This is a genomic window from Pseudomonas kribbensis, from assembly GCF_003352185.1.
Classification (GTDB): Bacteria; Pseudomonadota; Gammaproteobacteria; order Pseudomonadales; family Pseudomonadaceae; genus Aquipseudomonas; species Aquipseudomonas kribbensis.
Map to the genome: position 1 here is coordinate 6,255,596 of NZ_CP029608.1, position 12,445 is coordinate 6,268,040.

13 protein-coding genes are annotated in these 12,445 nt (G+C 59.6%); 8 read left to right on the top strand and 5 right to left on the bottom strand.

Features of this window, described 5'->3' with window-relative positions; genetic code table 11:
- Position 1 precedes the first annotated feature (1 nt).
- Together DLD99_RS28715 and zigA are read right to left on the bottom strand one after the other, a co-directional pair.
- Complete coding sequence (locus tag DLD99_RS28715) at positions 2-652, bottom strand: DUF1826 domain-containing protein (protein ID WP_114886450.1); 651 nt, start codon at positions 650-652, stop codon at positions 2-4.
- Positions 652-1,857: a zinc metallochaperone GTPase ZigA gene (gene zigA / locus DLD99_RS28720; RefSeq protein WP_114886452.1), complete on the bottom strand. Its 1,206-nt coding sequence runs from the start codon at positions 1,855-1,857 to the stop codon at positions 652-654. Before zigA ends, DLD99_RS28715 begins: the two co-directional genes overlap by 1 nt.
- Before the next feature lie 224 nt (positions 1,858-2,081).
- On the opposite strand from zigA, the gene DLD99_RS28725 reads away from it, so the two are divergent.
- On the top strand, positions 2,082-2,456 hold the full coding sequence (locus tag DLD99_RS28725; protein ID WP_114886454.1) for a glutamine synthetase: 375 nt from the start codon (positions 2,082-2,084) through the stop codon (positions 2,454-2,456).
- On the opposite strand, the gene DLD99_RS28730 is transcribed toward DLD99_RS28725, so the two are convergent.
- Positions 2,453-3,652: an N-acetylmuramoyl-L-alanine amidase gene (locus DLD99_RS28730; protein WP_114886456.1), complete on the bottom strand. Its 1,200-nt coding sequence runs from the start codon at positions 3,650-3,652 to the stop codon at positions 2,453-2,455. The two genes, DLD99_RS28725 and DLD99_RS28730, sit on opposite strands and share 4 nt — an antisense overlap.
- Before the next feature lie 84 nt (positions 3,653-3,736).
- Here DLD99_RS28730 and folE2 point away from each other — a divergent pair, with 84 nt between their 5' ends.
- From folE2 to DLD99_RS28760, 6 genes are read left to right on the top strand one after another with little or no spacing between them, the layout of a single operon-like run.
- On the top strand, positions 3,737-4,633 hold the full coding sequence (gene folE2 / locus DLD99_RS28735; protein WP_114886458.1) for a GTP cyclohydrolase FolE2: 897 nt from the start codon (positions 3,737-3,739) through the stop codon (positions 4,631-4,633).
- On the top strand, positions 4,630-5,298 hold the full coding sequence (locus DLD99_RS28740) for a metal ABC transporter ATP-binding protein (protein ID WP_114886460.1): 669 nt from the start codon (positions 4,630-4,632) through the stop codon (positions 5,296-5,298). The genes folE2 and DLD99_RS28740 overlap by 4 nt, the downstream gene beginning before the upstream one ends.
- On the top strand, positions 5,298-6,164 hold the full coding sequence (locus DLD99_RS28745) for a metal ABC transporter permease (RefSeq protein WP_114886462.1): 867 nt from the start codon (positions 5,298-5,300) through the stop codon (positions 6,162-6,164). The genes DLD99_RS28740 and DLD99_RS28745 overlap by 1 nt, the downstream gene beginning before the upstream one ends.
- An 11-nt stretch (positions 6,165-6,175) precedes the next feature.
- Complete coding sequence (locus DLD99_RS28750) at positions 6,176-7,051, top strand: metal ABC transporter substrate-binding protein (RefSeq protein WP_114886464.1); 876 nt, start codon at positions 6,176-6,178, stop codon at positions 7,049-7,051.
- A complete protein-coding gene (locus tag DLD99_RS28755) occupies positions 7,048-7,608 on the top strand; it encodes a gamma carbonic anhydrase family protein (protein WP_096817088.1) in 561 nt (186 codons plus the stop codon). The genes DLD99_RS28750 and DLD99_RS28755 overlap by 4 nt, the downstream gene beginning before the upstream one ends.
- Positions 7,609-7,611: 3 nt before the next feature.
- Positions 7,612-8,949, top strand: a complete 1,338-nt coding sequence (locus DLD99_RS28760; protein WP_114886466.1) for a dihydroorotase — start codon at positions 7,612-7,614, stop codon at positions 8,947-8,949.
- 39 nt (positions 8,950-8,988) lie between these two features.
- On the opposite strand, the gene DLD99_RS28765 is transcribed toward DLD99_RS28760, so the two are convergent.
- Positions 8,989-9,507 carry a DUF3617 domain-containing protein gene (locus DLD99_RS28765; protein WP_085708773.1) on the bottom strand — a complete coding sequence of 173 codons (519 nt, stop codon included), beginning with the start codon at positions 9,505-9,507 and terminating at the stop codon, positions 8,989-8,991.
- A 146-nt stretch (positions 9,508-9,653) separates the two neighbouring features.
- Between DLD99_RS28765 and cls the strand changes: the two genes are divergently transcribed.
- Positions 9,654-11,093 carry a cardiolipin synthase gene (gene cls, locus DLD99_RS28770; protein ID WP_114886468.1) on the top strand — a complete coding sequence of 480 codons (1,440 nt, stop codon included), beginning with the start codon at positions 9,654-9,656 and terminating at the stop codon, positions 11,091-11,093.
- A gap of 1 nt (position 11,094) precedes the next feature.
- Here the strand turns inward: cls and cfaB are convergent, their stop codons facing one another.
- A complete protein-coding gene (gene cfaB, locus DLD99_RS28775) occupies positions 11,095-12,282 on the bottom strand; it encodes a C17 cyclopropane fatty acid synthase CfaB (protein ID WP_085708771.1) in 1,188 nt (395 codons plus the stop codon).
- Positions 12,283-12,445: the final 163 nt, after the last annotated feature.

Below are 12,445 nucleotides of genomic sequence, written 5' to 3' on the forward strand. Positions count from 1 at the left end.
GTCAGCCGAGCCAGTCCAGGGTCAGCATCAGACGCCGTTCGCCCGGCGCCGGTTGTGGAGAGCGATGGATCAGCCCGAAACCTTCGTTACCGTGCCACTTCTCCCCTTTGAGCAACGCCACTTCACCGCTGACCAGTTGCTGAATCCGCGATTTTTCCTGCGGCTCGGCCAGTGGTTTTCCCAGTTGCTGGCGATCCATTTGCCCTTCCTTGAGCCACTCGCTGCCAATACCGGCGTAGGTGGTAATCAGCCGAACAGGCACATGATCGACGTGAAAACGCGGGCACATCGCCTTGTCCAGCACCCGCAGGCGCAGGCCGATCCGCCGTGCTCCGAGCAGGCAGGCGAAGGCGCTGACCAGCCATTTCAGGTCGGCGATAAAACCTTCGTAGCCTTCCAGGTCACGGAGTCCGCTGGCCAGGCCGGTCAGGTCTGGTTCTGCGTTTTCGTCGTGCAATTCGAGGCTCAGCGCTTCGGCATAAGGCTCGTTGAGTGACACCAACAACTTCGCAAAATCGGCGACATGCAGCGGTAGTTGCCGCTGCCAGACAGCGAGGTTTATTTCATCTTCCAGAATGCTCGCCAGCGCTTGCGGGGTCGGGCCGAGCACTTGATGACGTGTTTTGCTTTGCAGCGGTTTGAGGGCAAGCATCACGCGGCCTCGTCATGCCAAGGGCCGAACGGATCAGCCAGCAATCGCCAGCCTTCGACACCGAGCGCCATCTCGGCATCGGTGAGCAGACAGTCGTCGAGGGCTGAATTGAGCTGTGCGAAATCGATGTTCTGGCCGATAAACACCAGCTCCTGGCGGCAGTCTCCTACGCTGGCGGTCCAGTTTTCCATGATCGCAGCGGTGCTTTCCTGATCCTGTGGCCACTGATCCTTCGGCACGAAACGCCACCAGCGCCCGGCGAAACCGTGGCGCATCAAACCGCCCGCCTGGGACCAACTGCCGGCATCCGTGGGTTTACTCGCGAGCCAGAAGAAACCTTTGGAGCGCAACAATTTGCCGTTCAGCCAAGGTCGATCGATGAAGTCGAAAAAGCGCTGAGGGTGAAAGGGTCGACGCGCGCGGTAAGCCGTGGACGCGATACCGTATTCCTCGGTTTCCGGCACATGTGCGTCACGCAATTCCTGAAGCCAGCCTGGGGCCGTTGCAGCCCTGTCGAAGTCGAAGCGGTGGGTGTTGAGGATCTTCTCCAGCGGCACTTCGCCCATCACCATCGGGATGATCTCGGCGTTCGCGTTGAGCCGCTTGAGGATCGCCATCAGCTCTTCCCGTTCGCTGCTGCTGATCAGATCGATCTTGCTGATCAACAGAACGTCGGCAAACTCGATCTGTTCGATCAACAGATCGGTGATCGAGCGCTCATCTTCTTCACCAAGGACTTCACCACGGGAGGCCAGGCTTTCGGCAGCCTGGAAATCAGGCAGGAAATTCAGGCCGTCGACTACAGTGACCATGGTGTCGAGGCGAGCGATGTCCGCCAGGCTTTGACCCTGTTCGTCGCGGAAGGTGAAGGTCTCGGCAATCGGCAGTGGCTCGGAAATGCCAGTGGATTCGATGAGCAGATAATCGAATCGGCCTTCCCGGGCCAGTTTGGCGACTTCTTCCAGAAGGTCTTCGCGTAACGTACAGCAGATACAGCCGTTGCTCATTTCCACGAGCTTTTCTTCTGCGCGGCTCAGGTCGACATCACGCTGGACTTCGCTGCCATCAATGTTGATTTCGCTCATATCGTTGACGATTACTGCCACACGCAAATCGTCTCTATTACGTAGTACGTAATTCAAAAGTGTACTTTTTCCGGCGCCGAGAAAGCCGGATAAAACGGTCACGGGAAGCGGGGAAGACATGGGGTAAACCTCATCAAACGGTAGCTAAACGCAAGAATCGCTCTCGGCGGCAGGCGTTCTTGGGCTTCTAAGAGATAGTCAGAGAAGCAGACGCTTGAAAACAGGAGCCACGGAAAGCCCGATCCAATTTATGTTATAGTATAACAATATTAAAGATCCACTTTCTTCTTGCCGGAAATGCCAAAGGGCTGGAAGCTGGAAACACTTAGCCGTCGGGTCATCTCATGAAAACTGCGCTGAAATGCTCACTCTTTGGCCTGGCCTTGCTGACCTTCGATGCATGGGCACAAGTCCCGGGGCTCGCCAACTGCACGCGCAGCGCCAACCTGCTGGCATGCGTGGATGCCAATGGCAACGCCTATAGCGTCAACACCGCCGGCAAGACGATTTACCTGCGGGGTTTCGAGAAGATCGGCCAACGTTATTGGGCGCAAACCAACAGCATTTATGGGCAGCTGACGTTCTTCACGGGAATCGCCTCTGACGGCGAGGCCTGGGTCGGTTACAACCGCCGGGTGGGCTGGACGACGATCAACCGCTTCTCCAGCTCTGGCGGAAGCACCGGGAAGTTCACTTGCAGCCGACTCACAGGATGCTAAACGCGCGCTTGTTGCTGCTCCTGCTGCCAGGCGATGTAGCTGTCGGCCGGTGGATTCTTCTGGAAATAGCGCTGCAATCCTTCAAACAATCCGTCAGCAACCGCTTGCTGATGGCGTGCCGTGACCAGCCGCTGACTGTCCCGCGCGTTGGAAATGAATCCGGTTTCCACCAGAATCGAAGGCACATCGGGTGACTTCAGCACCGCAAATCCCGCTTGCTCCACACGCTTTTGATGCAGCGTGGTGATGCCCGCCAGACTTCCCAGTACCGTGCTGCCCAACTGCAAACTGGCGGCGATGGTGGCATTCATCGACATATCGAGGATCACCCCGGCAAGCATCGGGTCCTTGTCCTTCAGATTCAGCAAGCTGGTTGCACCGAGCAGATCCGCACCGTTTTCCCGCTGCGCCATAAAGCGTGCGGTGGCTGAAGTCGCGCCACCTTCAGACAGGCAATACACCGAAGCGCCCGAAGCGGTCAGACGAGGCGCGGCATCTGCGTGCACCGAAATGAACATGTCGGCCTTGTGCTGGCGGGCAATATCAACTCGCTTGCGGAGCGGCACGAAGAAATCGTCATTGCGTACAAGCTTCACATCGAAGCCTTTTTCCCGTTTCAAGCGACGTGCGAGCAGCTGTGAAATCGAGAGCACAACGTCCTTCTCACGCTCGCCTTTTGCACCCACTGCCCCCGGATCTTTGCCGCCATGACCAGGGTCAACCACAACAATAATGTCTCGTTTTGGATGATTGGTTTTTCCCGGTGTTTCACGTGGAACGATTGGGGTTGCGACTTTTGAGTCGCTCAAAAGATCAAGAACGAGGCGATGTCCTTGTCCATCCTGAGGCGCCAGCAGGAAGGTATTGAGCTGAACCGGGCGATTCAAATCCAGAACGATTCGGGTATCACCTTTCCCAAAATGTCCGGAACGGATGCTGCGAATAACAGTTTCGCCAAGCGCCAACTGACTGAAATCGCCACTCAAGCTGGCACCACTCAGATCAATGATCAGACGGTCCGGTGCACTCAGTGTGAACGTCTTGTAGCTCACTGGCCCGCTCAAATCGAAGACCAGCCGAAGCTTGTCATCCGACCGCCAGAGGCGTGCATTGCGGATTTGTGTGGCGCTGACACTGAAAGGAAAAGCCAACGCAGCGCTGGCCAACATCAGGTTAAGCAAATGGCGTCTGTGCATATGAAAGCCCGTTCATGAAAAAGGCATCGTGATTTGAATTGTTATAATGTAACATCAAATTCAATCAACACGATGGTACTGAACATGAATGCGCTGACGCTGCCGGATATCGCCGCGCAAGCCGCCCGCCAAGCCTTGCCGCTTGATTGGGTGGGAATGCGTGGCATCGCTCTTCCTGTCTTTATCGAGGGCCAACGCCTGGCTGCAAAAGCCGATGCGGGTGTCAGTCTGGATGACGGCGAAGCCCGTGGCATTCACATGTCACGGCTGTACCTGGCGCTGGAAATGCTGGAACAGCAAAACCTCACTCCCGCACTTTTGCAGCAGGTTTTGCAGCGTTTTCTCGACAGCCACGAAGGCCTGGCCAACAGCGCCTATCTAAATATCCATACCGATTTGCTGCTCAGAAGACCCGCATTGGTCAGCCCGTTGGCTGGATGGAAAACCTATCCAGTGACCATTTCAGCCACTCTGAAAAACACAGTGTTCCACGTGGAACTCAAAATCGAAGTGGCTTATTCCTCGACCTGCCCGTGCTCTGCCGCTCTGGCGAGGCAATTGATCCAGCAACAATTCGTCGACGATTTCGCCAACAAGCCGTTGCAACATGCCGAGGTTCTTGCCTGGCTGGGCTCGACTCAAGGGATCATCGCAACGCCCCACAGCCAGCGCAGCACCGCACAACTGCATCTGCACCTGGATGAATTTGTCGATGGTTTACCGCTGACCTCGACCATCAACGACGCCGAAGCCGCCCTCGGCACCGCCGTACAAACCGCCGTGAAACGCGCCGATGAACAAGCCTTCGCCCTCGCCAATGGCCAGAACCTGATGTTCTGCGAAGACGCCGCTCGCCGTCTGAACCTGGCATTGCGTCGTTCACCTGGCATCCGCGAGTTCCACCTGCGCGTGATCCATGCCGAAAGCCTCCACGCCCACGATGCAGTCGCTGAAAGTCACTGGCGCCGGGAGACCGCATGATCCGCCTGCAGTCTTTGAGTTGGGGCGCCCCCGGCCAACCGCTCACGCCACCGCTGAGCCTTCAATTGGAACGCGGTAGCCTGACCGCCATCATCGGCGTCAACGGCAGCGGTAAAAGCAGCCTGCTGAAAGTCATCGCCGGACTACAGAGGCCTTTGGCCGGCGCTGTCGCATTAGGCGTCCCTCGCCAACGCGGCTTGTCATTTCTCCCCCAGCAACAGCACCTGGACCGCCAATTCCCGATCAGCCTCCAGGAACTGGTCGCTGCCGGTTTCTGGGGGCGCAGACTATCAACCCAACTGCGCACACAACGGCTGACTCAGGCTCTTGAAGACTGGCACTTGAGCGGCCTGGAACAGCGCCCGTTGATGGCCCTCTCCGGCGGTGAACTGCAACGCGCCCTGCTCGCTCGACTGAGTCTGGCGGACACACCTTTGCTGCTGCTCGACGAACCCCATGCCGCTCTCGATGAACTGGGTCAGGCGTTGCTCTGGCAACACCTGCACACCTGGCATGCGCAAGGACGGACGCTGGTGATGGTTTGCCACGACCTCGCCGCGGTCCGCCAACACATCCCACAAACGCTGCTGATCAAAAACAGCGGCTGCGTGTTCGGCCCCAGTGTCGAACTGATCCAGCAAACCCCCAACGTGCAGGTGGCCTGATGCACACCACCGCACACTTCTGGCAACCGTTCCTTGAGTTCGTGTTCATGCGCCGGGCGCTCTTGGGGGGCCTGCTGCTGGCATGCAGCACCGCTCCATTGGGCGTGTTCCTGATCCTGCGACGCATGAGCCTGATCGGCGACGCCGTCGCCCACGGCATCCTTCCCGGAGCGGCGCTCGGCTTCTGGTTTGCTGGACTGAGTCTTCCCGCGCTGACCCTCGGCGGCCTCGGCGCCGGCCTGAGCATGGCCGGACTCGCGGCGTGGATCACCCGCCGAACCGGCCTGCGCGAGGACGCCAGCGTCGCCGCGATCTACCCGATCTCTCTGGCCAGTGGTGTGTTGATTCTGGGCATCGCCGGCAAACGTCTCGACCTGCTCCACTTGCTGTTCGGTTCGGCATTGGCGGTCGACGGTCCCACCCTGAACGGAATGTTGGGCGTGTCGCTGCTAAGCCTGATGGCCATGGCACTGATCTACCGCCCGCTCCTGCTCGACACCCTCGATCCACTGTTCCTGCGAACAGTCAGCCGACTCGGCCCAATCGCCCACGGTGTGTTCCTGACGCTGGTGGTGCTGAATCTGGTCATCGGATTCCAGGCCATCGGCGCACTGATGGTGGTCGGTCTGATGATGTTGCCCGCCGCTGCTTCCCGCTTCTGGAGCCGGCGCCTGCCGATCCTGATCGCCATCGCCGCCGTGATCGGTTGCCTGTCGGTGTGGCTCGGACTGTTGCTGTCGTTCTACTACTCGCTGCCCAGCGGTCCGGCCATCGTGCTGGTCGCAGGCATCGGTTACCTGTTGTCCGTGGTGCTCGGGCCGGTTCACGGCCTGCTGCGCCGCCCGCCCTTGCTCACATCCCAATGAGGTGTTTCCCGATGCGCGCTCTACTTGTGTTGTTCAGCCTGATGCTGTCGATGTCATTGTCGGCGGCGGAGAAACTGCCGGTGGTCACCAGTTTCAGCATCCTTGCAGACATGGTGCATCAGGTCGGCGGCGAGCATATCCAGATCACCAACATGGTCGGGCCAGACGCTGACGCCCACACCTACGAACCGACGCCCGACGATGCCAAGGCACTTCTGAAAGCAAAACTGATCGTGAAAAACGGACTGGGTTTCGAGCCATGGCTGGACCGACTGGTGACCAGCACCGGTACCAAAGCCACCGTCATCAGCGCCAGCCACGGCGTGATCCCCCGCTCTCTGGATGAAGACGGCGAGACCGTTCCCGACCCTCACGCCTGGCACAACCTGGCCAACACCGAACTGTATGTCGCCAACATCACCAAGGCACTGATCGCCGCCGACCCGGCGAACAAAGCCGACTACGAACGCAACAGCAAGGCCTACCTGAAACAGATCTACGCCCTCCTCGCCGAAGCCAAGGCCAAGCTCGGTTCCCTGCCGCCGGGCAATCGCAAGATCGTCACCAGCCACGACGCCTTCGGTTATCTCGGCCAAGCCTATGGAATCGACTTCATGGCGCCGCAAGGTCTGTCCACCGAACGCGAACCTTCCGCCGCCGAAGTCGCCGCGCTGATCACCCAGATCCGTCAGGCCAAGGTCAAAGCGGTGTTCATGGAAAACATCAAGGACGCACGCCTGCTCAAACAGATTGCTGACGAAAGCGGCGCGCACATCGGCGGCACGCTGTATTCCGACGCCCTCGCCGCGTCGGGTCCGGCCAGCACATTCACTGGCCTGTTCGAATACAACCTCAACACTCTTTATGACGCCCTGAGCCAACCATGATCCGCAAAAATCCTTCCGGCGACCTGCCGCAAATTGCCGAGTCTGCCTACGTCGACAAAACCGCGATCATCTGCGGCAAAGTGGTGATCGGCGAAAACGTGTTCGTCGGCCCCTACGCGGTCATTCGCGCCGATGAAGTGGACGCCTCGGGCGAGATGGAACCGATCACCATCGGCGCCAATTCGAACATCCAGGACGGCGTGGTGATCCACTCCAAGTCCGGCGCAGCGGTGACCATCGGCGAGTTCAGCTCCATCGCCCACCGCTCGATCGTGCATGGCCCGTGCAAGGTTGGTGACCGGGTATTCATCGGCTTCAACAGCGTGCTGTTCAACTGCGTGGTCGGCAACGGTTGCGTGGTGCGGCACAACTCGGTGGTCGATGGCCGGGATCTGCCGGATGCGTTCTACGTGCCCTCCACCACCCGAATCGGGCCGAACACCGATCTGTCGCAATTCCCGCCGGTGAGCGTCAGCGCCTCGGAGTTTTCCGAAGACGTGGCGCGCACCAACGTCGATCTGGTGCGCGGCTACAAAGCCCTGCAGAACGAGTTCTGAACCATGAACAGTGTGCTGATTCGCAATGCGCGCCTGGTTGATGACGGGCATGAGTTCTACGCCGATCTGCTGGTCAGCCACGGCCGCATCGTCAAGATCGGCCGCAGCATTGAAGGTGAAAACGCAACGCTGGAAATCGACGCCAACGGCCAATGGCTGCTGCCAGGAATGATCGACGACCAAGTGCATTTTCGTGAGCCGGGCTCGCCAACCAAAGGCAGCATCTACACCGAATCCCGCGCAGCCGTGGCCGGTGGCATCACCAGTTTCATGGATATGCCCAACACCAACCCGGCCACCCTCACCCTCGACGCGTTGGCCGACAAGAAGCGTCGGGCGGCGATCAATTCGGTGGCCAACTACGGCTTTCACTTCGGCGTCAGTCACGACAACCTGGACACCGTCGCGGCACTCAACCCGAGTGAGGTGGCCGGGGTCAAAGTGTTCATGGGCGCGTCGACCGGCAACATGCTGGTGGATGATCCCCGGACACTGGAGCGCTTGTTCGCCGAGGTGCCGACGATCCTGCTGGCTCACTGCGAACACACACCGAGCATCGAAGCCAACACCGCCAGGTTGCGCGAGCAGTTCGGCGAACATCTTCCTACCGACGCCCATGCGCTGATCCGCAATGCTGAGGCTTGCTATCGCTCCTCTTCACTGGCGGTGGATCTCGCCAAACGCCACGGCACTCGCCTGCACGTGCTGCACCTGACCACGGCTCGAGAGCTGGAACTGTTCGAAGACAAACCGCTGGCGCACAAACGCATCACCGCGGAAGTCTGCCTGCATCACCTGCTGTTCGATGACCGCGATTACCCAGACTTCGGCAACCAGATCAAATGCAACCCGGCGATCAAAAACCAGGCTGATCGCGATGCCCTGCGTCTGGCCTTGTTGAGCAATCGTCTGGATGTGATCGGCAGCGACCACGCCCCGCATACCTGGGCGGAGAAACAGCTGTCGTATGCCCAGGCGCCGTCCGGGCTGCCGCTGGTGCAACATGCGTTGCCGGCGTTGTTGGAACTGGTAGCGGATGGCGTGCTGCCGATCACCACGCTGGTGGCGAAGACCAGCCACCGGGTGGCGGATCTGTTTGCCATTCCGGATCGCGGTTATCTGAGGGAAGGTTATTGGGCGGATCTGGTATTGATTCAACCGGAGCCCGAAGGTGTCGCGGTATCACGACAACCGGTCCTGTCGCAGTGCGGATGGACGCCGTTTGCTCGCCGCAGCTTCCGCCATCGGGTGAGTACGACGCTGGTGTCGGGACAGGTCGCGTGGCATGGCAATCGGCTGCATGACGGGTGTCAGGGATTGCCGTTGCGCTTCATGCGCTAGAAAAAAACGCCCCACAATGTTGTGGGGCGGTTTCTATTTTCAGGCTCTTGGTTTGACGGTGCCGCAATCCTGACCCAGCCATACGGCGCGGGTTTCCAGACTCCCCTTCTGGTTGATCCCGATGGCATTGAACGTGCCGTTGGCGATGGTGGTGAATTCACGATCGCTGACGAACGTAGCCACACCGGTGCCCGAGGCTCGCGGGCAGCTGAAACGGAATTTCCACTGATTGCCGTTGCGCTCGGTGATCTGCTGTTTGCAGCCCGACTGCGGGTCCGCCAGCGGAATATCGTTGGTCGCCACTTGCTGGGGTGTCAGGCAGGCACGGATCCCTTTGCCGCCAATGTTGATCCCCTGCTTCTCCAGCTCCGCCCGCTGTTGCGGGGTGATCTGGCCCTGAATCTGGCCGAGGATCGATTGCACGTCCATGGCCTGATCATCGACTTTCACATTGCTCGATGTCATTTCCCACAACCCCGGCTGCAGCATTTGCGCCTGAGCCACCAACGGCAAGGCCAACCCCAGACCCAGCGCCAAACCCAGCAGACGAACGTTCATTGCAAAACTCCTGATCAGTAGTGGCCGTTAGACGCCGGCCGCTTGTTTCGGTTCATGGCCTGCTTTCATGGCTAAAAAGAAAATAGCGACAACCGCAGAGGAACATGGTCTGTTAAGCATTGAATCTTCAGGAGCAAGGTTGCCCCATGGATTATTTTGGACCGCACATCTTCGGTTATCTGATCGCGCTGATACATAGCCTGGGCACAATTGCCGCCATCCATGCGGTGCTGACCGTCCGCACGGCGCAAGGCGCGATCGCCTGGGCGCTGTCGCTGATCTTCATTCCCTATCTCACCCTCATCCCCTATCTGGTGTTCGGTCGCAGCACCTTCGACGGTTATATCAAGGCCCGACGTCAGGCCAACGAACAGATGCGTCAGGCCGTTTCCGAACTGAACTGGCGGCCCTGGGTAGAAGAAGCCCTGACCGCCCGCGCCTCGAATGCCTACGACTCGCTGCGGGCGATGCCGAAGCTGGGCCGCATGCCATGCCTGGCCAACAATGAAGTGCAATTGCTGATCAACGGCACCGCTACCTTCGAAGCGATTTTCCACGCAATCAGCCAGGCACGGGAAGCCGTGCTGATCCAGTTTTTCATCATTCACGACGATCGCCTCGGCCAGCGCCTGCGCGAACTGCTGCTGAAGAAAGCCGCCGAAGGTGTCGCGATTCATCTGCTGTACGACCGCATCGGCAGCCACGCCCTGCCCCACAGCTACGTACAGGCACTTCGCGATGGCGGTGTCGAGGTCAAGGCGTTCGCCACCCGCAGCGGCTGGCTCAATCGCTTCCAGGTGAATTTCCGCAACCACCGCAAGATCGTCGTGGTCGACGGGTTGATCGGCTTTGTTGGCGGGCACAATGTCGGCGACGAATACATGGGCGAAAAACCACCCTTGGCGCCATGGCGCGACACCCACGTACAGGTGCGCGGGCCAGTGGTCGCCTGCATGCAGGAGTCATTTGCCGAAGACTGGTTCTGGGCTGCCCGTACGCTACCCCCGCTGATCCTGCCGGAGGTTTACCCGGAAGACGGCGTGCTCTGCCAACTGCTGGCCAGCGGCCCGGCGGATGCCTACGAGACCTGCTCGCTGTTCTTCGTCGAAGCCATCCATGCCGCCACCGAACGCGTATGGATCACCAGCCCCTACTTCATTCCCGACGAGGCGGTATTCGCCGCATTGCGTCTCGCGGTCCTGCGCGGTGTCGATGTCCGACTGCTACTGCCGTCGCGCCCCGATCACCGTATCGTTTACGCCGCGTCGAGCCTTTACGCGTTCGAAGCGGTGCGCGCCGGGGTGCGGGTGTTCCGCTACGAACCGGGTTTCCTGCATCAGAAAGTGGTGTTGGTCGACAGCGAAATCAGCGCCATCGGCAGCGCCAATCTGGACAACCGTTCGTTCCGGTTGAATTTCGAAGTGATGTTGCTGACGGTCGACAGCGAATTCGCCGGCCACGTGGAACAGATGCTCAACGACGACTTCGCCCAGGCCTACGAAATCGCCAAGGAAGAAGGCCGGGAGATCCACCGCCTGCAACAACTCGGCATGCGGATCGCCCGGCTGATTTCACCGATTCTCTAGCTCAAGGGTTGTAGATGTCGTCACGGGTCCACGGCAGTTCATGGCTGCCATCGGCGTGGGCCTTCACCGCAAGAATCTGATGCAGGTTGATCCAGCCCCGGGCAAACGCGTAGGCGCAACCGGCCAGGTACAGACGCCAGATACGCAGGGCCTGATCCGGCACCAGTTTGCCGGCGGCTTCAAGGTTGTCTTCCAGTCGTTCGCTCCAGTGATCCAGCGTGCGCGCGTAATGCAGACGCAGGCTCTCGACATCGACGATCTCCAGACCGGCCTCGCTGATCTCGGCCGAGATCATCGCCAGGTGCGGCAGTTCGCCGTTGGGGAACACGTATTTCTCGATGAAGTCGCCGGCACCGCGTCCCACCGGACGGCCATCGGTGTGCTTGGCGGTGATGCCGTGGTTCATCACCAGACCGCCCTCTTTCACCGCGCCGAACAGGGTCTTGCAGTACTCGGCCAGATTGGCGTGGCCCACGTGCTCGAACATCCCGACACTCACCACTTTGTCGAACCGGCCGTCCTGCGGCAGATCGCGGTAATCGAGCAGTTGCAGTTCGACCTGGTCTTCCAGGCCTTCAGCCTTGACCCGCTCCCGAGCCAGCGCCAATTGCTCCTTGCTCAAAGTGATACCAAACACCTTGGCACCGAACTCACGGGCGGCGTAACGCGCCAGACCGCCCCAGCCGCAGCCGACATCCAGCAAGTAGTCGCCCGGCTGCAGACGCAGCTTGCGACACAGATGCCGGAACTTGGCCTGTTGCGCCTGCTCCAGGGTTTCGCTGCCGGTTTCGAAATAGGCGCAGGAGTACGCCATGTCGCTGTCCAGCCAGAGCTGGTAGAACGCGTTGGACAGGTCGTAGTGGTAGGAAATGGCTTTGGCGTCGGTTTCCTTGTCGTGCACGGTTCGCACCGGCTGACTGTCTTCATCTTCATCGAGCAGCGCCGTGCTCAATTCGTCGCAAACCCGGATGACCTCGCTGATCGAGCCCTCGAGTTCGAGTTTGCCCTCGACGAACGCCGCCCCCAGCGCGTCGAGACTTGGATGGGTCAACTGGGACACCATCAACGGGTCCTTGACCACGATGGTGACGCTGGGCGTCGGGCCCAGATTGAATTCATGACCGTCCCAGAGTCGCAGGCGAAGCGGAAGCTGCAGATTCTGTAAGGCCGGTGGAAGTTGCGCGAGCATGGAATATCCCCCTGGTTTCAGACGTCTGATCTGAGGGTAGACCATCCTTGAAAATTAGCAGGCTATCGATTCGATAGTCGCCACCTATCAGCCATATCGGCCGTAATGGCACCGATCTCCGTGCTTCAGTGCGCCTTCTCTGAAGACTTCAAGTCCGACGCAC

Excerpts from the sequence above, each read along its gene's own strand:
- DLD99_RS28715 (WP_114886450.1), bottom strand. The coding sequence starts at position 652 with ATGCTTGCCCTCAAACCGCTGCAAAGCAAAACACGTCATCAAGTGCTC.
- zigA (WP_114886452.1), bottom strand. The coding sequence starts at position 1,857 with ATGTCTTCCCCGCTTCCCGTGACCGTTTTATCCGGCTTTCTCGGCGCC.
- DLD99_RS28725 (WP_114886454.1), top strand. The coding sequence starts at position 2,082 with ATGAAAACTGCGCTGAAATGCTCACTCTTTGGCCTGGCCTTGCTGACC.
- DLD99_RS28730 (WP_114886456.1), bottom strand. The coding sequence starts at position 3,652 with ATGCACAGACGCCATTTGCTTAACCTGATGTTGGCCAGCGCTGCGTTG.
- folE2 (WP_114886458.1), top strand. The coding sequence starts at position 3,737 with ATGAATGCGCTGACGCTGCCGGATATCGCCGCGCAAGCCGCCCGCCAA.
- DLD99_RS28740 (WP_114886460.1), top strand. The coding sequence starts at position 4,630 with ATGATCCGCCTGCAGTCTTTGAGTTGGGGCGCCCCCGGCCAACCGCTC.
- DLD99_RS28745 (WP_114886462.1), top strand. The coding sequence starts at position 5,298 with ATGCACACCACCGCACACTTCTGGCAACCGTTCCTTGAGTTCGTGTTC.
- DLD99_RS28750 (WP_114886464.1), top strand. The coding sequence starts at position 6,176 with ATGCGCGCTCTACTTGTGTTGTTCAGCCTGATGCTGTCGATGTCATTG.
- DLD99_RS28755 (WP_096817088.1), top strand. The coding sequence starts at position 7,048 with ATGATCCGCAAAAATCCTTCCGGCGACCTGCCGCAAATTGCCGAGTCT.
- DLD99_RS28760 (WP_114886466.1), top strand. The coding sequence starts at position 7,612 with ATGAACAGTGTGCTGATTCGCAATGCGCGCCTGGTTGATGACGGGCAT.
- DLD99_RS28765 (WP_085708773.1), bottom strand. The coding sequence starts at position 9,507 with ATGAACGTTCGTCTGCTGGGTTTGGCGCTGGGTCTGGGGTTGGCCTTG.
- cls (WP_114886468.1), top strand. The coding sequence starts at position 9,654 with ATGGATTATTTTGGACCGCACATCTTCGGTTATCTGATCGCGCTGATA.
- cfaB (WP_085708771.1), bottom strand. The coding sequence starts at position 12,282 with ATGCTCGCGCAACTTCCACCGGCCTTACAGAATCTGCAGCTTCCGCTT.